At 52.3% G+C, this 19,975-nt stretch carries 18 protein-coding genes and 1 riboswitch; of the genes, 17 read left to right on the top strand and 1 reads right to left on the bottom strand.

Annotated features, from left to right (window positions below):
- The first annotated feature begins 3 nt into the window (after positions 1-3).
- The 4 genes from DW757_RS04235 (at position 4) to DW757_RS04220 (ending at position 3,187) form a co-directional block, all read left to right on the top strand.
- On the top strand, positions 4-456 hold the full coding sequence (locus DW757_RS04235) for a single-stranded DNA-binding protein (protein ID WP_008398658.1): 453 nt from the start codon (positions 4-6) through the stop codon (positions 454-456).
- A gap of 139 nt (positions 457-595) precedes the next feature.
- On the top strand, positions 596-862 hold the full coding sequence (gene rpsR / locus DW757_RS04230; RefSeq protein WP_008398659.1) for a 30S ribosomal protein S18: 267 nt from the start codon (positions 596-598) through the stop codon (positions 860-862).
- A gap of 174 nt (positions 863-1,036) precedes the next feature.
- Entirely contained in the window at positions 1,037-2,392 is a 1,356-nt protein-coding gene (locus tag DW757_RS04225) for an MATE family efflux transporter (RefSeq protein WP_118751073.1), read from the top strand.
- Positions 2,393-2,566: 174 nt separating this feature from the next.
- Positions 2,567-3,187, top strand: a complete 621-nt coding sequence (locus tag DW757_RS04220) for a cytidylate kinase-like family protein (protein WP_118751072.1) — start codon at positions 2,567-2,569, stop codon at positions 3,185-3,187.
- A gap of 214 nt (positions 3,188-3,401) precedes the next feature.
- Here DW757_RS04220 and thiC read toward each other — a convergent pair whose 3' ends face one another.
- Positions 3,402-4,751, bottom strand: coding sequence for a phosphomethylpyrimidine synthase ThiC (thiC, locus tag DW757_RS04215; protein WP_044931788.1), 1,350 nt, complete (start codon positions 4,749-4,751; stop codon positions 3,402-3,404).
- Positions 4,752-4,914: 163 nt separating this feature from the next.
- Positions 4,915-5,022, bottom strand: a riboswitch (TPP riboswitch).
- A 299-nt stretch (positions 5,023-5,321) separates the two neighbouring features.
- Between thiC and DW757_RS04210 the strand changes: the two genes are divergently transcribed.
- The 13 genes from DW757_RS04210 to DW757_RS04150 all read left to right on the top strand — a co-directional run bounded on the left by DW757_RS04210 (position 5,322) and on the right by DW757_RS04150 (position 19,871).
- Complete coding sequence (locus DW757_RS04210; protein ID WP_021966754.1) at positions 5,322-7,364, top strand: DHH family phosphoesterase; 2,043 nt, start codon at positions 5,322-5,324, stop codon at positions 7,362-7,364.
- A 1-nt stretch (position 7,365) separates the two neighbouring features.
- Positions 7,366-7,812: a 50S ribosomal protein L9 gene (rplI, locus tag DW757_RS04205; protein ID WP_021966753.1), complete on the top strand. Its 447-nt coding sequence runs from the start codon at positions 7,366-7,368 to the stop codon at positions 7,810-7,812.
- 3 nt (positions 7,813-7,815) lie between these two features.
- Entirely contained in the window at positions 7,816-9,153 is a 1,338-nt protein-coding gene (dnaB, locus tag DW757_RS04200) for a replicative DNA helicase (protein WP_118751071.1), read from the top strand.
- Positions 9,154-9,566: 413 nt separating this feature from the next.
- Positions 9,567-10,376: a MerR family transcriptional regulator gene (locus DW757_RS04195; protein WP_118751070.1), complete on the top strand. Its 810-nt coding sequence runs from the start codon at positions 9,567-9,569 to the stop codon at positions 10,374-10,376.
- Positions 10,377-11,012: 636 nt separating this feature from the next.
- On the top strand, positions 11,013-11,321 hold the full coding sequence (locus DW757_RS04190; protein WP_008399062.1) for a H+-transporting two-sector ATPase subunit H.a: 309 nt from the start codon (positions 11,013-11,015) through the stop codon (positions 11,319-11,321).
- Positions 11,322-11,456: 135 nt separating this feature from the next.
- Positions 11,457-13,469 (top strand): V-type ATP synthase subunit I, encoded by a 2,013-nt coding sequence (locus DW757_RS04185; RefSeq protein ID WP_118751069.1) that lies wholly within the window; start codon positions 11,457-11,459, stop codon positions 13,467-13,469.
- Between the two features lie 2 nt (positions 13,470-13,471).
- Positions 13,472-13,945, top strand: coding sequence for a V-type ATP synthase subunit K (locus DW757_RS04180; protein ID WP_008399065.1), 474 nt, complete (start codon positions 13,472-13,474; stop codon positions 13,943-13,945).
- Between the two features lie 55 nt (positions 13,946-14,000).
- Positions 14,001-14,615, top strand: coding sequence for a V-type ATP synthase subunit E (locus DW757_RS04175; protein WP_008399066.1), 615 nt, complete (start codon positions 14,001-14,003; stop codon positions 14,613-14,615).
- Positions 14,616-14,718: 103 nt separating this feature from the next.
- Positions 14,719-15,693: a V-type ATPase subunit gene (locus DW757_RS04170; protein WP_118751068.1), complete on the top strand. Its 975-nt coding sequence runs from the start codon at positions 14,719-14,721 to the stop codon at positions 15,691-15,693.
- Complete coding sequence (locus tag DW757_RS04165) at positions 15,686-16,006, top strand: V-type ATP synthase subunit F (RefSeq protein WP_015544804.1); 321 nt, start codon at positions 15,686-15,688, stop codon at positions 16,004-16,006. The genes DW757_RS04170 and DW757_RS04165 overlap by 8 nt, the downstream gene beginning before the upstream one ends.
- A gap of 48 nt (positions 16,007-16,054) precedes the next feature.
- Positions 16,055-17,824 (top strand): V-type ATP synthase subunit A, encoded by a 1,770-nt coding sequence (locus DW757_RS04160; protein ID WP_015573360.1) that lies wholly within the window; start codon positions 16,055-16,057, stop codon positions 17,822-17,824.
- On the top strand, positions 17,824-19,197 hold the full coding sequence (locus DW757_RS04155) for a V-type ATP synthase subunit B (protein WP_118751067.1): 1,374 nt from the start codon (positions 17,824-17,826) through the stop codon (positions 19,195-19,197). The genes DW757_RS04160 and DW757_RS04155 overlap by 1 nt, the downstream gene beginning before the upstream one ends.
- A gap of 14 nt (positions 19,198-19,211) precedes the next feature.
- Positions 19,212-19,871 carry a V-type ATP synthase subunit D gene (locus tag DW757_RS04150; protein ID WP_008399071.1) on the top strand — a complete coding sequence of 220 codons (660 nt, stop codon included), beginning with the start codon at positions 19,212-19,214 and terminating at the stop codon, positions 19,869-19,871.
- The last annotated feature ends 104 nt before the right edge of the window (positions 19,872-19,975 follow it).

The raw sequence follows: 19,975 nt of genomic DNA, 5'->3' as shown, positions 1-19,975 counted from the left end.
CGTATGAATAAAGTAATTCTGATGGGTAGACTTACCAGAGATCCGGAGGTTAGATATTCTCAGGGAGAGCGCGCTATGGCAATCGCCAGATATACGCTGGCAGTTGACAGAAGAGGCCGCAGAAGCCAGGATGACGGAGCACAGACAGCAGACTTCATCCAGTGTGTTGCATTTGACAGAGCCGGCGAGTTCGCCGAGAAGTATTTCCATCAGGGAACGAAGGTTCTTGTGACAGGAAGAATCCAGACAGGAAGCTACACAAACAGAGACGGTCAGAAGGTTTATACAACAGATGTAATCGTTGAGGATCAGGAGTTTGCTGAGAGCAAGAACGCTTCCGCAGGCCACGACGGCGGCTACCAGGCCGCACAGCGTCCGGCTCCTGCAAGCGCAATCGGCGACGGCTTTATGAATATCCCCGACGGAGTAGAAGACGAAGGACTTCCGTTCAACTAAGGACGGGAAAAGCGATAGAGAGCGGAGAGTGAACGAAGAGTTCAGACAGTCCGGCAGTCGGATGAAAGGCAGCAAAGCTGCTGTGTTGTTTTGAGTATCAGGAAACTCAAAATGTGGATTGAATAAGGAGGTAGCACCAATGGCATTCAATAAAGGTGATAAGGCAGACGCTTCCAAAGTAAGAAGAGGCGGCATGCGCAGAAGAAAAAAAGTTTGCGTTTTCTGTGGAGAGAAGAACGGAACAATCGACTACAAGGATACAAACAAGTTAAAGAGATACGTATCTGAGAGAGGAAAAATCCTTCCGAGAAGAATCACAGGAAACTGTGCAAAGCATCAGAGAGCTTTAACAGTAGCTATCAAGAGAGCACGTCACATCGCTCTTATGCCGTATACCTGCGACTAATCAGGAGAAGTCAGGCCCGGAAACCGAAAGGTTTCCGGGCTTTTTGTCGTATGACGGCATACTGGCTTTACATTTTTTACATTTCTTTCCTAAACCCATTGAACCCCGGATCCCTTTTGCTTATAATATCCCTATGTAGAGATTAAAAACAAAAAGGAAAGGAAAACAGGGAAGATGAATAAGACCTATGAGATGGACATGTGCAATGGCCCTGTCCTGAAAAAAATTTTGATTTTCTCAATTCCGCTGATGCTTTCCGGCGTTCTGCAGCTTCTGTTCAACGCAGCGGACATTATTGTGGTGGGAAGGTTTGCCGGAAGCCAGTCGCTGGCGGCGGTGGGCTCCACGACGGCATTAATCAATCTTCTGATCAATATTTTTATCGGTCTCTCAGTGGGAGCCAACGTGGTAGTCGCCAGGGCCTACGGAGGCCGGCGCGACAAGGATGTGAGTGAGGCAGTACACACGGCAATCGCTGTCAGTATTGTCAGCGGCGTGATACTGATTGTAATGGGCTTTGTTTTTTCCAAGCTCATGCTGGAACTGATGGGGACACCGGATGATGTAATCGACAAGGCAGTCCTCTATATGCGGATTTATTTCGCGGGAATGCCTGTTGTCATGCTGTATAACTTCGGAAGCGCGATTTTAAGGGCAGTGGGAGATACGAGGAGGCCTCTCTACTTTCTGACAATTGCAGGAGTGGTGAACATTGTGCTGAATCTCTTCTTCGTTATTGTGATGAACCTGGATGTGGCAGGAGTGGCCCTGGCGACCGTGCTCTCCCAGTGTATTTCAGCCGGACTTGTACTGCGCTGTCTGGCAAAGAGTGAGGGCGGGCTGAAGCTGGAGCTCTCCAAGATTAAGATTCATAGGAAAAAAATGTTTCAGATTTTCAAAATCGGCCTTCCGGCCGGAATGCAGGGAGCGATTTTCTCAGTTTCCAACGTTCTGATCCAGTCTTCTGTCAACTCCTTCGGATCGATTGCCATGGCAGGAAACGCGGCCTCAGCCAATATAGAGGGCTTTGTCTACAATGCGATGAACGCTGTCTACCAGACAAATCTCAGTTTTACCAGCCAGAACATCGGCGGAAAAAAGTACACGAGAGTGAACAAAATCCTCTTTACCTGCCTCGGAACCGTGACGGCAGTGGGAATGATTCTCGGCTTTGGAGCCTATGCGATAGGAGAGGAGCTTTTACGCATTTACTCAACGGATCCTGAGGTGATCCGCTATGGAATGCTGCGTATGAGCATTATTGCGACTACATACTTTACCTGCGGGTGGATGGATACGCTTGTGGGAAGTCTGAGAGGCATAGGCTATTCGGTGCTTCCGATGATCGTGTCTCTGACGGGAGCGTGCGGTCTCAGAATTCTCTGGATCTTCACAATCTTTGCACAGCAGAAAACGCTGACTTCCCTCTACATCTCCTATCCGGTGAGCTGGGTTATCACAGCGAACGTACATATGCTCTGCTACTTCCTCATTAAGAGGAAGATGCCTAAAAAGGATGGGATTGTATAGCGGTAATCCTTCTTACAGATAAAAAGTACAGAAAATTTTTGAAAAATAAGACGAATAAATTGATAATTTTTCGCGTGTATGATAAAATACGGGTAGAAATAAATCGTGGTATTCACGCGGAGCTGTCAGATAAATGAGCAGCTCAGCTTTCAGCCGTGAGAGGAGGCCTGTATTATGAGTAAAAGGATTGTTACGATCAGCCGTGAATATGGAAGCGGAGGACGCCAGGTTGGGCAGATGGTGGCCAAAAATCTGGGAATGGAGTTCTATGACAAGAAACTGATTGATCTGGCCGCCAAGGAAATTGGATTTTCGCCGGAACTGATTGCTGACAAGGAGCAGAGGGTGACAAACAGCCTGCTCTATAACTTTGCCATGGGAAGTTTATACGGGATTGCCTATCCGAGAACACCCAAGCCTGAAGAGCTTCCGCTGACGGAGCAGATTTTTATTGCCCAGAAAAAAATCATTGAGGATGCGGCCAGGAGAAGCCCCTGTGTGTTTGTAGGGCGCTGTGCAGACTACATTTTGAAGGATCGGGACGATGTGCTGAAGGTCTTTATCTACTGCGACAGGGAGATCAGACGCCAGAGGGCACTGGCTGAGTACGGCGAGATTGAGGAGTACATCGACGAATTCATGCATCAGACGGACAAGAAGAGGCGGATCCACTACGAAACCTTTACAAACCAGAAGTGGGGACGCAGAGAAAATTACGATCTGATGCTGAACAGCGGCGCGCTGGGAATTGATTCCTGCGTACAGCTGATCTGCGACGCTACAAAGCGGGGATAACGGCTGTAAAAGGGCCATTATCCCTGTGCATACCGGTTTCAGACTGTGCTGCTGAAAGCCGGAAGCTGAATTCCGCCGCAGAATGCGAAATAGTGAAACGTAAAGACAGGCAGGGCTCTGCAGGGAGCCCTGCCTGTTTTTGAAAAATAAAATGCGTCCTGAGAAAAGGCTGCGCCTGGTTTGGGCGGCAGCCTTTCACACTCAGGGCGCTTTTTTATTCATCAAAGATGGAGACAATCTCCCCGTCGAGAATCCGGTTCATGTTTTTGACGGCGCAGAAATTTCCGCACATGGAGCAGGTATCCTCCTTTTCCGGCCTGGCGGCTGCACGGTAGCGTCTGGCCTTCTCGGGATCAATGGAGAGGCGAAACATTTCTTCCCAGTCCAGCTGCTTTCTGGCGGTGCTCATTTTTCTGTCCCAGTCCTCGGCACCGGGTATGCCCTTTGCGATGTCGGCTGCATGGGCTGCAATGCGCGAGGCGATGATGCCCTCTTTTACGTCGTCCCTGTCAGGAAGGCGAAGATGCTCTGCAGGGGTCACATAGCAGAGGAAGGAAGCGCCGGCTGCCGCTGCTATGGCGCCGCCGATAGCTGCCGTAATGTGGTCGTAGCCGGGAGCTATGTCTGTGACAAGAGGCCCCAGAACGTAGAAGGGAGCACCCTTGCAGAGGGTCTGCTGAATTTTCATGTTGGCTGCAATCTGACCCAGGGGCATGTGGCCGGGGCCCTCGATCATGACCTGGACATCTTTCTCCCAGGCGCGTCTGGTCAGCTCTCCCAGAGTGACAAGCTCCTCTATCTGAGAAATGTCGGAGGCATCGGCAAGGCAGCCGGGCCGGCAGGCATCGCCGAGACTTAAGGTGACATCGTATTCCCGGCAGATGTCGAGGATTTCATCAAAATGCTCATAGAATGGATTTTCAAGCCCGGTCATCTCCATCCAGGCAAAGATAATGGACCCTCCTCTGGAGACGATGTTGGTCAGACGCTTTGCGTCTTTAAAGCGCCCTGCGGTATTTTTGTTGATTCCCACATGGATTGTCAGGAAATCCACGCCGTCGCGGGCATGCATCCGGACAATGTCCAGCCATTCCTCAGTGGTGATCTCCTTTAAGGGCTTGTGGTAATAGACTACCGCGTCATAGATGGGGACCGTCCCGATGATGGCGGGACATTCCGCTGTGAGCTTTCTGCGGAATTTCCGGGTGTCGCCGAAGGAGCTCAGATCCATAATGGATTCTGCCCCCAGGGCCACTGCGTCGTTTACCTTTGAAAGCTCCATGTCCAGATCCATGCAGTCCCTGGACGTTCCCAGGTTTACATTGATTTTGGTGCGTAGCATGGAGCCGATTCCGTTTGGTTTAAGGCAGGTGTGAAGACGGTTGGCCGGAATGACAGCCTTTCCCTCTGCCACCAGCTTTCTGAGAGCCTCCGGTTCAAACTGTTCCTTTTCTGCCACACACCTCATCTCTTTCGTGACAATTCCCTTTCTGGCGGCGTCCATCTGGGTGGTATAGGGCCGCGAGGATGGTGTGATCCCTGATTGCACCTGTGTTTTTTCCATGATAAAACTCCTTTCCTGGGAGGGAACAAGAGGCTGCTGAACTGATACGGGGAAATACTGTCAGGGAAGCCGGCATAAGACAGCTTCTGAAAAGAAAAAGATCTGAACCCAAAGGTACAGATCTGAGAATGACAGAAGAATCAAAATAAAACCCTGTAAAAACAAATGTCACATCTATGATCCCTACGTTGGCATTACCCAAATCAGGTTATAAAGGTCGAAGTTCGGTTACTTCCTCTCAGCCCGCCTACGAGCTCCCTCTTTTCAGCGAAAGTATAGCACCCGGAGGCGGGGGTGTCAAATATTTTCTTTGCAGTCAGGCGCAGAGCTTCCATGCTTAGGGGCGGCGGGTGTCTATGCTTTTGCCTGCTGATTCCCACTGAGTACCGCCTAGACGAACGCCCCCCTTTATGCTATAATCTGATACGATAGGCGAATTATATTTATCAATTCTGCACCGTCCGGTACATACGGCAGGTGCGCGAAAGGGACGAACAGACGGCAGCCGCCGGGGATTTTGGCGGCTGTCCCTTCAGGGGGGAGATGTTCGATATGAAACAGGAGAGAGAAATGAAAGAGGATATCAGAATACAGGGACAGCTTCGGGTCTATCTGCAGTGGCCGCTTTTTATGGCGGTGATTCTGATGGCGGCGAATGTGGTGATAGGCCTTGTGGATTTAAAGGCCGGCATTGTCATGACGGGCTTTACCCTCGTCTATGCAGTGTTCTGCGCCTGGCTGTATCTGTATAAGAGAAAGCGGCTGCTCGGCGGGCTTCTGGACTTTTCTGCCGAATATGCCAGACTTCAGCAAAACATGCTGGCTGACATGGAATTTCCCTATGCGGTGGCTGATGAGAACGGCCTGCTGCTGTGGATGAATGAGGGATTTTCCGATATTGTCAGGGACGACAGAAAGAACAGGACTCTTTTCGGCCTGTTCCCAGAGCTGACAAGGGAGACTCTGGACGGGATTGACAAGGAGGACACGATCCATGTGACCTATGGAGACAGCTTTTACCGCATGGAGATCCGCCATATCTGTGTGGATGAAAGAGACGGCATTAAGCTGGATACACCGTCCAACGGCGAGGAGGAGGTGCTCTGGGCTGTTTACCTGTTTGACGAAACGGAGATCCTGACTCTGAAGAAGGCCATCACCGATCAGAACCTGGTGGCAGGACTCATCTATCTGGACAACTACGATGAGGCCCTGGAGAGTGTGGAGGAGGTGCGCCGCTCCCTTCTGGTGGCCCTCATTGACAGAAAGATCAACAAGTATATCTCCAATCTGAACGGTATCGTGAAAAAGATGGAGAAGGACAAATACTTCTTTGTCATTAAACAGAAGTATACGAAGGAGATCGAGGAGGAGCGGTTTTCCCTTCTCGAGGAGGTCAAGACGGTCAACATAGGAAATGAGATGGCTGTCACCCTGAGCATCGGTATGGGAATGAACGGGGAGTCCTATATAAGAAATTATGAGTATGCCAGGACAGCCATCGACATGGCCCTGGGACGGGGCGGCGATCAGGCTGTGGTGAAGGATGGAGAGAAGATCACCTACTACGGCGGCAAGTCCCAGCAGCTGGAGAAGACCACCCGTGTGAAGGCCAGAGTCAAGGCCCACGCCATGAGAGAGCTGATGGAGACCAAGGATAAGCTCTTAATCATGGGCCACCGGATCGGGGATCCGGATTCCTTCGGAGCGACTATCGGTATCTACAGAATTGCAGCTGCCTTTAACAAGAAGGCTCATATTGTCATTAACAGCGTCAATTCCTCTGTGCGGCCCATGATGGACCGGTTTAAGGACAATCCTGACTACCCGGAGGATTTGTTCCTGACCGGCGAGGAGGCCGCCCAGCGGGCAGATGCCAACACCATGCTTGTGGTGGTGGATGTAAACCGGCCCAGCATCACCGAGGCGCCTGAGCTGTTAAAGCTGGTCAAGACGATCATGGTGCTTGATCACCACAGGCAGAGCAGCGAGATTATTGAAAATGCCGTGCTCTCCTACGTGGAGCCCTATGCGTCATCGGCCTGCGAGATGGTGGCTGAGATTCTTCAGTATGTGGGTGACGGAATCAAGATGAAATCCGTGGAGGCGGATGCCATGTATGCGGGTATCGTCATTGATACAAACAACTTTATGAACCAGGCGGGAGTCAGAACCTTTGAGGCGGCGGCCTTCCTGAGGCGAAACGGAGCGGATGTGGTGAGAGTCAGAAAACTGTTCCGAGACCGGGTGGAGGATTACCGCGCAAGGGCTGAGGCTGTGAGGAGAGCTGAGATCTTTGAGAAAGAGTTTGCCATCTCCGAGTGCCCGTCCGAGGGGCTTGAGAGCCCGACTGTGATCGGCGCCCAGGCGGCCAATGAGCTCTTAAACATTATTGGAATTAAGGCGTCCTTTGTGATGACGCAGGTGAAAGATACGATCTTTTTCAGTGCCCGTTCCATCGATGAGGTCAATGTGCAGGTGATGATGGAGAAGCTGGGCGGCGGAGGACACAGGACCATCGCCGGTGCTCAGCTGAAGGATACCACACTTGAGCAGGCCAGAGAGAGGCTGAAAGAGATGCTCCTGCAGATGAAAGAGAAAGGAGAAATTTAAAATGGAAGTAGTATTATTAGAGGATGTGAAGTCCCTGGGAAAGAAGGGACAGGTAGTAAAGGTAAATGACGGCTATGCGAGAAACTTTATCTTAAAGAAAAACCTGGGTGTGGAGGCTACGGCCAAAAACTTAAACGATCTGAAGCTGCAGAAGGCCAACGAGGCTAAGATTGCCGCCGAGCAGCTTGCCGCCGCAAAGGAGATGGCCAAATTCCTGGAGGATAAGTCTGTAACCTTATCGATCCGCGCCGGCGAGGGAGGAAGAGCCTTCGGCTCTGTGTCGGGAAAGGAAATTGCAAAGGCCGTTTCCGAGCAGCTGAAGGTAGAGATCGATAAGAAAAAGCTGGTGCTTCCTGAACCGCTGAAAACCTTTGGAACTCATGAGGTTCCTGTTAAGCTCCACAAGGAGGTAACAGGCACGCTGCGCGTAAAGGTGACGGAGGCTTAACAGATGGATGAAGCGCTGATTAAGCGCGTGCTTCCTCACAGTACAGAGGCGGAGCAGTCCGTCATCGGCTCCATGCTGATGGACCGCGAAGCGATTATTTCGGCGTCTGAGATTGTCACAGGCGCCGATTTTTACCAGCATCAGTATGGCGTGATGTTTGAGGCCATGGTGGAGCTGTTTAACGAGGGAAAGCCGGTGGATCTGGTGACGCTCCAGGACCGCCTGAAGGAGAAGGATGTTCCCCCGGAGATCAGCAGCCTGGATTTTGTCAGAGATATTATGACGACAGTCCCCACCTCGGTCAATGTGAAGTCCTACGCCAATATTGTGCGTGAGAAGGCAGTGCTGAGAAGACTGATCAAAATAAACGAGGAGATTGCCAATACCTGCTATGCGGGGAAGGACAAGCTGGATGATATTCTGGCTCACACGGAGAAGGCGGTATTCGATCTGCTTCAGAGCAAGGGAAGCGGGGATTTCGTGCCTATCCGCCAGGTGGCCTTAAACGTGCTGGAAAAGATTGAGGCAGCCTCGAAAAACCAGGGCTCGGTCACGGGGATTCCCAGCGGGTTTCATGATCTGGACTACAGGACCTCGGGCTTTCAGCCCTCCGATTTTATCCTGATCGCCGCCAGGCCGTCCATGGGAAAGACAGCCTTTGTGCTGAATGTGGTGGATCACATTGCAGTGAGAAAAAACCTCCCCTGCATGGTGTTCAGTCTGGAGATGTCCAAGGAGCAGCTGGTGAACCGAATGCTCTCCATGGAGTCCAGGGTGGATTCCCAGAAGCTGAGGACGGGAACCCTGTCCGACTCAGACTGGGATGCCGTTGTGGAGGGAATCGGCGTGATCGGAAACTCCAAGCTGATCATAGATGACACGCCGGGCATTTCCATTATGGAGCTGCGCTCCAAGTGCCGGAAAATGAAGCTGGAGCACGGCCTCTCCATCGTGATTATCGACTACCTTCAGCTTATGAGCGGAAGCGGGAAGGGAAGGGAAAACAGGCAGCAGGAGATCTCGGAGATTTCCCGTTCCCTGAAGGCTCTTGCCAGGGAGCTGAATGCGCCGGTCATCGCTCTGTCCCAGCTCTCCCGCGCTTGCGAGACGAGGCCGGATCACAGGCCTATGCTGTCTGACCTTCGAGAGTCGGGAGCCATTGAGCAGGACGCGGACATGGTTATGTTCCTCTACAGGGACGACTATTACCACAAAGATACAGAAAATCCGAATATTGCAGAGGTAATCATTGCCAAGCAGAGAAACGGTCCCATCGGAACCGTGAATCTTCTCTGGAGACCGGAGCTCACGAAATTTGAGAATCTGGCGAAGGAGAGGTAGAGGGGGTGGGGTGGCAAAAAAGCCAGTTTTTTCGTTCCAGCGAAGTCACGAAAAAACTGGCTTTTTTGCTGGAGTGAAGTTAATGAAAAAACTGGCTTTTTTGCTGGAGTGAAGTTATGAAAGAACTAGCTTTTTTGCTGGAGTGAAGTTACGAAAGAACTGGCTTTTTTGCTGGAGCGAAGTTTACGAATAAACTGGTTTTTTTGCTGGAGGAAGGAAATTACAGGGGAAAGGAGGGGGATAAGGGGAGGCGGGATGTGGATGGAGGGGTGAGATTTTTTCTGAACTGTGGATAAGGCTTTTCGAGGGAGATTCTGTTATTTCCGAGGGTTATTTTGACATAATTGGAATTTGGTTTGCATATAGTATAAGTAAGCTACGAAATATTGTGAACCAAAGGAGAGGATTGAATCATGGCTGAGGTACATTATCTGATATCAGACGCTTCCAGAAAGGTGGATGTGGAAGCGCATGTGCTGAGATACTGGGAGGATGAGCTGGAGCTTAAGATTCCCAGAAATGAGATGGGACATCGTTTTTATACAGAGTTTCATATCCGTCTGTTTAAGCAGGTGAAAATGCTCAAGGATAAGGGGTATCAGCTCAAGGCGATTAAGACGGCTCTCGCCAAGTCTCTGGAGTCGGACGGCAAGGTGATCATTCCAAATGAAGTGCTGGAGGAGGATGTGCTGGCGGCGCTCAGGGAAGCGGGGGCTTCACAGGGCGGAGAAATTCAGGAAGAAGGGGGACTGGCTGCAATGGACGGGCAGGCTGAGTACAGGAAACAGGGGCAGGAGATTCCGGCTGCAGGCGGACAGGATGGACAGGCTCTTCAGAAAGACGGCGAGGGCGAGGTGACGCTGGCAGCAGAAACCGACATAAACCGGCAGGAGCCCCAGGCAGGACTTGAGGAGATTCTGGAAAATGGAAAGATGGAGCAGTTCCAGCGGCTCATGAACCACATCATCGGCCGCGCGGTGGAGGAAAACTGCGAAAAACTGAGCCAAGACATCGCCTATATGGTCCATGAGAAGCTCTTAAAGGAGATGGACTACCTGATGCGGGTGGCTGATGAGAAGGAGGAGGAACGGTTTAAACGGCTCGATGAGATTATCCGCATCTACCAGAGGGACAACCAGAGCCGCCTGGAGGCTGCTGCTACGAAGCTTCCGTTTTTCCCGTTCAGAAAAAGAAAGTTTGGGAGGAATGGGAATAAGCTGTAGGGGGCAGAGAAGCGGGAAGCTAAGAGGACAGGGAGGGAGGCCCATGAGCTTCAGTTTATGAATGGCCTCCAGCTCCAGAGGGACAGAAAGAAAATATAGATTCGTGAAAAAGAGGAGAGAATGCTGAGAAGGTGCGCTCTCCTCTTTTGGTTTCTTAGTTTCATCTGTTATATCACCAGATTTCTCTATTATTAGCTGTCCCTCAGGCATATAATTTTCTGCGCCTTTCATGGCAGAGCCCGGAAAACCTGAGAGACTCCTGTGCGGAAATGGTATAATCCTGTCTGTTTTTAATATATTATTCCAAGAAAAATATTTTTGTACAATAAAATAGAAATGAAAAGAAGTATTACCTGATAATAGACAAACAAAACAAATTGTTGTATAATTGATTCAAATGTGCGAAATGCTAATGGTTGATTTTATTTAAAGAATCTGTATTTTATGAATCTGTATTTTATGAATGAAGAGAAGGAGGCCGCATTATACTAAAGTGAGAACGGCTAGAGAGCGGGAAGGGAAGCTTTCTTTTGGCTGTGAGAGGCATTTTGCATGAAGACGGAGCTATTAAAACGGCGCCGGAGGCGCCAGGGTCAGGCAGAAGCCGTGCTTTGCAGGAGAACAGGTGGTGATTAGATGGTGCAGGAGACAATAGAAGCTGTAAAAAAAGCAGAGGCCGAGGCGGAGGAAATGATCAGAAGGGCTTCTGAGGAGGGGCGGCAGCTTGTAAGCAATGCGAGAAGCGAGGCGGAGGCTGAAAGAGAGAAATTCAAGCAGGAGGTTTCTGCAAGGAATTCCAGGTCAGAACTGGATTACGCCAGGGAGGCTGAGGAGCTGATGAGGGAAGCCGAAAGGGAGGCCGGAGAAGAGGCGGCTGCCATGAAGGATAAGGCGGCAGAGAAAACCCCTGAGGCAGTGAAACTTATCATAGAAAGGCTGGTATAAGAGCTGCTGGTCAGGAACAGACAGACACCGTTTAACCCATGCTTCATTTGAAAGTCAGACACAGGTCTGGGGCCTGGAGAGTGAGAGACAGTTCAAGCAGAAGGATGGTCTTGTAAAGACAGGAGGGATGTTTACATGGCAGTTCTGCAGATGAGGAAAATAACCATCTGCGCACTTTTAAAAGATCGGAAACCCGTTTTAGAGCTCCTGCAGGGAGCCGGAGTGGTGGAGCTGTTGAGGACAGAAACAGAGGAGGACAGTGTTTTTAAGCGGCCTGACACGATTTCAGAGCGTCAGTCATGCGAGAGAAATGCGCTCACTGCGGAACAGGCTCTGGAAGCGCTGGGACAGTATGTCCCGGAGCAGACCTCGATCTTTTCAGCTCTCGAGGGAAAGAAGCAGGCGTCGGGAGAGGCCTTCCAGACGCTCAGTGAGAGCCATGACAAGGTGCTTGGGGATGCGAAGCAGATTCTGGACTACAGCCGTCAGATTGCTGAGGACAAGGCCTCTATCGCCAAGCTGCAGGCACAGAAGGAAACCCTCGTCCCTTGGCTGGGCCTAGACGTTTCCATGAAAGCAGCCGGCACAGAGCGGACAGCCCTGTTTATAGGCGCGGTGGGAGGAGAGCTGACTCTGGACCTGCTCTGTGAGAAGCTGGCGCAGAGAGCTCCCGAGACAGATGTCCATGTGGAAATCGTAGGAAGAGACAGAGATCAGACCTGCATAGCAGTTCTGTGTCTGAAGGAAGAGGCCGCTCAGGTGGAGGAGGCCCTTCGGGCCATAGGTTTCGCCCGGCCGGCCCAGGCAGTGGATGAGATTCCCGCTGTGTACAGGGAGGAGCTGGAAGATGAGATTAAAAAGCTGGACGAGAACATCAGGGCCACGGCAGGAAAGCTAAAAGCCTACAGCACAAGCAGAGATAATTTAAAGATGCTCTCGGATTTTTACAGACTGCGCGCAGAAAAATACAGGGCACTGGGGGAGATGCTTCAGTCGAAACAGACGATCCTGATTACGGGCTATGTGCCGGAGAGGGAGGCAGAAAGGCTGGCAGACAGGCTGAACAGCCGCTTTGAGATTTTTGTACAGACACAGGAGATCCCCGAGGACGAGGAGGCCCCGGTTCTCTTAAAAAACGGTACGCTGGCAGAGTCGGCAGAGGGAGTGACTGCCTCCTTCGGGCTTCCTGCTAAGGGGGAGATCGATCCCACATCGGTGATGTCCCTCTGCTATATTTTCTTTTTCGGACTGATGCTTTCAGATGCAGCCTATGGGCTGATCGTATTTATCGCCTGCTTTGCAGCATTAAAGAAATTTCCGCGGATGGACAGCGGGCTGAGAAAATCTGTCCGGCTCTTTATGTACTGCGGAATTTCCACCCTGTTCTGGGGCGTCATGTTCGGAGGCTATTTCGGAGATGCAGTAGACGTGGTATCCAGAACCTTTTTTGGGCGCGAGATAACGATTCCGGCAGTCTGGTTCGTGCCTTTAAACGATCCCATGAAAATGCTGGTGATGTCCATGCTGTTCGGCGTGCTTCATCTGTTCCTGGGACTTGGAATCAAGGGGTATATGCTCCTTCGCGATAAAAAGGTTCTCGACTTTTTCTGCGATGTGGTGCTGTGGTACTGCCTGTTAATCGGGCTGATCCTGATTCTGATTCCATCTGAACTGTTCGCATCCATGGCGCAGATGAACATCGTGTTCCCGGAGCCTGTGAATATGCTGGCAAAGGTGCTTGCCGCTTTCGGAGCCTTGGGAATCCTTCTCATGTCGGGGCGAAGCAGCAGGAATCCGGCTCTCAGACTTGCACTGGGTGCCTACGATCTCTACAACATTACAGGATGGCTGTCAGACGTGCTGTCCTACTCAAGACTTCTGGCACTGGGACTTGCAACAGGAGTTATCGCCTCGGTTATCAACCAGATGGGGAGCATGGCGGGAGACGGAATCCTGGGGGCAGTGGTGTTTATCCTGGTGTTCCTGGTAGGGCATGTGTTCAATCTGGCGATCAACCTTCTGGGAGCCTATGTACACACCTGCCGTCTGCAGTATGTGGAATTTTTCGGAAAATTTTATGAGGGCGGAGGCCGCATGTTCGAGCCGTTTCGCAGAACTACGAAATATGTAGATATTAAGGAGGATTAATTATGAGCAGTATGGGTATTGTATTTGCATTGTTGGGCGCAGCGGTAGCGGTAGGACTTGCGGGCATCGGCTCCGCCATCGGCGTAGGCATGGCAGGACAGGCTGCTGCAGGCGTTGTGACGGAGGACCCGTCCAAGTTTGCCAAGGTACTTATCTTACAGCTTCTTCCTGGAACGCAGGGTATCTATGGACTTCTGGTGGGCTTCCTGGTGCTCTCCGGCATCGGACTGTTAGGCGGCGGAGCGGACATGGATATGTCTCTGGCTCAGGGACTCCTCTACTTCCTGGCCTGCCTTCCAATCGGCATTGTGGGACTGATCTCTGCCATTCACCAGGGCAAGACAGCTGTGGCCTCCATCGGCATTGTCGCAAAGAAACCGGAGCAGTTTGGAAAGGCCATGCTGTTTCCGGCCATGGTTGAGACCTACGCCATCCTGGCACTCCTCGTATCCATTCTGGCAGTCAGCGCGCTGTAATGTAATAGGGTAAACAAAAACACGCAGTTTGGCCGGACATGGAGGGAGAGGCAGTATGACGGGACTGGAAAAAATAACGAACCGGATCCTTGAGGATGCCGGGCGGCAGGCCGGGGAAATCCGGGCCGCAGCAGAGGCTGAGGCAGAGGAAATCCTTCGGGAGACGAGGGACAGCCTTGAAAAAATGAGAGAAGAGGCGGACGAGAGTTTGCAGCTTGAACAGAAGAACAGACGAGCCAGGGCAGAGTCCTCGGCCGCACTGAAAAAACGCCAGATGCTTCTCGCTGCGAAACAGGAGATGATAAGCGGCCTTATCGAAAAGGCCCGTGAAACTCTTCTGAATATGGAGGACAGAGAATATTTTGCACTGATAGAAAAAATGGCGGAGTGCTTTCTGCTTTCAGGAGAAGGGGAGATCTGCTTTTCCGAAAAGGATTTAGGGCGTCTGCCAAAGGACTTTGAGGACACGCTTCAAAAGGCAGCAGGGAAAAAGGGCGGAACTATAAAACTTTCCCAACACCCGGTTTCCATCAGCGGCGGCTTTGTGCTGGTCTACGGAGGGGTGGAGGAGAACTGCTCCTTTGAGGCACTGTTTGCAGCCAGGAGGGATGAGCTTTCTGACCAGGTTTCCGGATTGCTGTTTGGAAAGGCGCAGAAAGAGAGTCGGTGACAGGCAGAACTCTGAACATGACAGAACATGACAGTCCCGGCTGACGCTGCGAGGGAAAGCCGGGGCGTGAGAGCATTGAAAGGGCATTGAAGGAGGACAGCGAATGTCTGACAAAAATTACACATATGCAGTTGCGCGCATCCGCGCCATGGAAATGACGCTCTTTTCCGCCTCTGTCATAGAACAGCTGATGGCTGTGAAAACCTATGAGGGCTGCCTGGCCTTCCTGGCTGAGAAGGGATGGGGGAACGGAAATCCCTCCCAGACGGCGGAGGAGATTCTGGAAGCTGAGCGGGAAAAGGCCCAGAAAACGGTAAAGGAGCTTCTGAGAGGGGAGGATCAGATTCTTTCGGTTCTGACCTACCAGAACCTCTACCATAATCTGAAGGCCGCCATCAAGGGGGCTGTGAACTCCGGTTTTCACGGTTCTGTCTACTATGATGACTGTGCAGTAGACGGAAAGGAAATGGAGCGGATCGTGGCGGAAAAGGACTTTGACGCTCTCCCGGAACATATGAGGAAGGCGGCCAGGGAGGCCTGCGAAACCTTTCTTCATACAGGAGACGGGCAGGCCTGCGACGTGATCGTGGATCGGGCGGCTCTGGAGGCCATTTACAGCGAAGGGAAAAAAAGCAAAGAGCCGGTGATTATGGCCTACGCCGAATCGGTGACAGCGGTAGCCGACATCAAGATTGCCGTCCGCTCCCAGAAAACGGGGAAGGAGCTGGAATTTATGCGCCGGGCTATGGCTCCCTGCGACAGCCTGGACGTGGAGAAGCTGGCCATGGCGGCCCTGTCCGGCGTTCCTGCTATCTGTGAATACCTGGGGGAAACGTCCTACAGAGACGGGGCAGAGGCGTTAAAGGAGTCGGCCTCGGCCTTTGAGCGGTGGTGCGACAATCAGCTGATAGAGTCTATCAAGCCGCAGAAATACAATCCGTTTTCAGCGGGCCCTCTGGTGGCCTACCTGCTTGCCAGGGAAAATGAGATTAAAACTGTGCGGATCATCCTGACAGGAAAGCTGAACGGTCTGCCGGATGAGAGAATCAGGGAAAGGATCAGGGAAATGTATGTATAAGATAGCGGTCATCGGAGATTACGACAGCATTTACGGCTTTGCTGCCCTGGGGCTTGACACATTTCCCGTAAAGGAAGCAGAGGAAGCGGAAGAGCTGTTTTACCGCCTGGCCTCCGGGGATTACGCCGTCATCTATATTACGGAGGCGGCAGCCGCCGGTATCGGCCATGCGATCGAAAAGTTTAAGGAGAGTCTGCTCCCGTCCGTCATCCTGATTCCCGGTGTTTCCGGGAATACGGGCAAGGGGATCGAGGGAGTCAAGAGCTCCGTGGAGCAGGCAGTGGGTTCGGATATATTGTTCGGCACAGTTTAGCCGGTCTGACAGGGAAAAGATTAGAAGAAAGGTGGGTGAAGCCTTCCAATGAGCAAAGGTGTGATTAAAAAGGTAGCAGGCCCGCTGGTCATTGCAGAGGGGATGCGGGATGCAAATATGTACGACGTAGTCCGGGTCAGCAGCCAGCGGCTGATTGGAGAGATCATTGAGATACACGGGGATCAGGCGTATATCCAGGTTTACGAGGAGACCTCGGGACTGGGGCCGGGGGAGCCGGTGGAGTCCATGGATATGCCGCTGTCCGCTGAGCTGGGACCGGGTCTCATCACGAGTATTTACGACGGAATCCAGCGTCCTCTGGACGATATTATGAAGATAACAGGGAGCAATAACCTGAAGAGAGGCGTGGAGGTTCCCTCCTTAAAGCGTGACCTGAAATGGAATTTCGTTCCCACAGTGAAGGCCGGCGATGAGGTAGAGGCCGGAGATATTATCGGAACCGTGCAGGAGACCATTGTGGTCGTACACAGGATCATGGTTCCAAACGGCGTAAAGGGCACCGTAAAGGAGATCCGGTCAGGAGAGTTTACAGTGGAGGAGACAGTGGCTGTCATATCCACGGAAAGCGGAGACAGGGAGCTGACCCTGATGCAGAGATGGCCCGTCAGACAGGGGCGGCCCTACCAGAAAAAGCTGCCGCCCGAGATGCCTCTTGTGACAGGCCAGAGGGTCATCGACGCCTTCTTTCCCATCGCCAAGGGCGGCGTGGCCGCAGTGCCGGGGCCGTTTGGAAGCGGCAAGACCGTGATCCAGCATCAGCTGGCCAAATGGGCGGAGGCCGATATCGTGGTCTATATCGGCTGCGGCGAGCGCGGAAATGAGATGACAGATGTATTAAACGAGTTTCCGGAGTTGAAGGATCCGAAGACAGGCCACTCGCTGATGCAGAGGACGGTGTTAATTGCCAATACCTCGGATATGCCTGTGGCTGCCAGGGAGGCTTCCATTTACACGGGAATTACCATTGCGGAGTATTTCAGGGACATGGGCTACTCGGTGGCCCTGATGGCCGATTCCACCTCCCGCTGGGCCGAGGCTCTCAGAGAGATGTCAGGCCGTCTGGAGGAGATGCCAGGCGAGGAGGGCTACCCGGCTTACCTGGGAAGCCGTCTGGCTCAGTTCTACGAGAGGGCAGGCCATGTGATCTGCAAAGGAAAGGACGGCAGAGAGGGAGCTCTGTCCGCCATCGGAGCCGTTTCCCCTCCGGGAGGCGACATTTCCGAGCCTGTTTCCCAGGCGACGCTGCGAATCGTGAAGGTATTCTGGGGGCTCGATTCGTCCCTGGCCTACAAGAGGCATTTCCCGGCTATCAACTGGCTGACCAGCTATTCGCTCTATGTGGACAACATGGGCAAGTGGTTCAACGAGCACGTTTCATCGGAATGGATGACCTGCCGTCAGGGCATGATGAGCCTTCTGCAGGAGGAGGCAGAGCTGGAGGAGATTGTAAAGATGGTCGGCATGGATGCGCTGTCGCCTTCTGACCGCCTTAAGATGGAAGCGGCCCGCTCCATCCGCGAGGACTTTCTGCACCAGAACTCCTTCCACGAGATTGACACCTATACGTCCCTGAGAAAGCAGTTCCTCATGATGAAGCTGGTGCTCGCCTTCTACGATGAGTCAAGGAAGGCCCTGGAAAACGGGGCAAACGTGCAGGGGTTAATCAAGATGGCTGTGCGGGAGAAGATCGGCCGTTTCAAATACGTGACGGACGATGAGATTGAGAGGGAATACGAGGCAGTTAAAGAGGAGCTTGGGAAGGAAATTGACGACGTGCTCAGAAGGGAGGACTTCTAATGCCAAAGGAATACAGAACCATACAGGAGGTTGCAGGTCCTCTGATGCTGGTGCGGGGCGTTGAGAATGTGACCTACGACGAGCTGGGAGAGATTGAGCTGGCAAACGGAGAGACAAGGCGCTGCAAGGTCCTTGAGATCGACGGGGGCAATGCCCTGGTACAGCTGTTTGAGAACTCCACAGGAATTAACCTTTCCAACAGCAAGGTGCGCTTCCTGGGAAGGACCATGGAGCTTGGGGTGTCTGAGGACATGCTGGGGCGCGTCTTTGACGGACTGGGACGCCCTATCGACGGAGGGCCTGAGATCCTTCCGGACGAGAGAAGGGATATTAACGGACTTCCCATGAACCCGGCTGCCAGAAGCTACCCCCAGGAGTTTATCCAGACAGGAGTTTCTGCCATCGACGGACTGAACACTCTGGTAAGAGGACAGAAGCTGCCCATCTTCTCGGCTTCCGGCCTTCCCCACGCAAACCTGGCTGCCCAGATTGCAAGACAGGCCAAGGTGCGGGGGACAGACGAGCAGTTTGCCGTTGTCTTTGCGGCCATGGGAATTACCTTCGAGGAGTCCCACTTCTTTACGGAGAGCTTTAAGGAGACGGGAGCCATCGACCGGACCGTGCTCTTTATCAATCTGGCAAACGATCCGGCCGTAGAGCGAATCGCCACCCCGAAGATGGCGCTGACGGCGGCGGAGTACCTGGCCTTTGAAAAAAATATGCACGTGCTGGTTATTCTGACGGATATTACAAACTATGCCGATGCCTTGAGAGAGATCTCCGCGGCCAGGAAGGAGGTTCCGGGCCGCCGCGGCTATCCGGGATACATGTATACGGATCTGGCCTCCATCTATGAGAGAGCAGGGCGGCAGAACGGGAAAACGGGCTCCATTACCATGATCCCGATCCTTACCATGCCCGAGGATGATAAAACCCATCCGATCCCGGACCTGACGGGCTACATCACAGAGGGGCAGATCATCCTGAGCCGTGAGCTCTACAGAAAGGGAGTTATGCCGCCTATCGACGTGCTTCCGTCCCTGTCCCGTCTGAAGGATAAGGGAATCGGCGAGGGAAAGACGAGAGCCGACCACTCCAACACCATGAACCAGCTCTTTGCAGCCTACGCAAGGGGCAAGGAGGCCAAGGAGCTGATGGTTATTCTGGGTGAGGCGGCCCTGTCCGACGTGGATCTGATTTACGCGAAATTTGCCGACGCCTTTGAGAAGGAGTACGTTTCCCAGGGCTATGAGACAGACAGGAGCATTGAGGAAACCTTAAAGATTGGCTGGAAGCTGCTCTCCATCCTTCCGAGAAGCGAGCTGAAGAGAATCAACGACAAGTTCCTGGATATGTACTACGGGAAGGAATAGGGGAGGTGTGAAGCATGGCTCAGGCCCAGGTGAACCCCACCAGAATGGAGCTTACAAGGCTTAAAAAAAAGCTGACCACAGCTGTCAGAGGCCACAAGCTCTTAAAAGACAAGCGAGATGAGCTGATGCGCCAGTTCCTCGATTTGGTCAGGGAAAATATGGCACTCAGACAGAAAGTGGAGGACGGAATACGGAGCGCGAATTTAAACTTTGTCATTGCCAGGGCGGGAATGAGCGAACAGGCCCTGAACACCGCTCTGATGGCGCCGAAGCAGGAGGTGTATCTGGAAGCCGGGAAAAAGAATATCATGAGCGTGGACATACCCGTGTTTGAGTACAAGACCAGGACGGCCAGTGAACATGATATTTATCCCTACGGCTTCGCCTTTACGTCCAGCGATCTGGACGGGGCTGTAAAGTCTCTGCAGGACGTGCTGCCGGAGATGCTGAAACTTGCACAGACCGAGAAAGCCTGCCAGCTCATGGCGGCGGAGATTGAAAAAACCAGACGAAGGGTAAATGCCCTGGAACATGTCATCATCCCGGAAACCCAGAGGAATATCAAATATATTACCATGAAGCTGGATGAGAATGAGAGGAGTACCCAGATCCGGCTCATGAAGGTGAAGGATATGATGCTGGAGGAGGCACATCATTATAAAGATAGGGCATAAAAGTAGGCCATAAAAGTAGGCCATAAAAGTAGGCCATAAAAGCAAAAACTCAGAAACCGAGGGAACGGTTTCTGAGTTTTTCTTTTATGGCGGGGGGGGGGGGG

It is taken from the genome of Clostridium sp. AM29-11AC (genome assembly GCF_003480545.1).
Classification (GTDB): domain Bacteria; phylum Bacillota; class Clostridia; order Lachnospirales; family Lachnospiraceae; genus Otoolea; species Otoolea saccharolyticum_A.
This window is presented reverse-complemented; position numbering and strand designations above follow the sequence as displayed.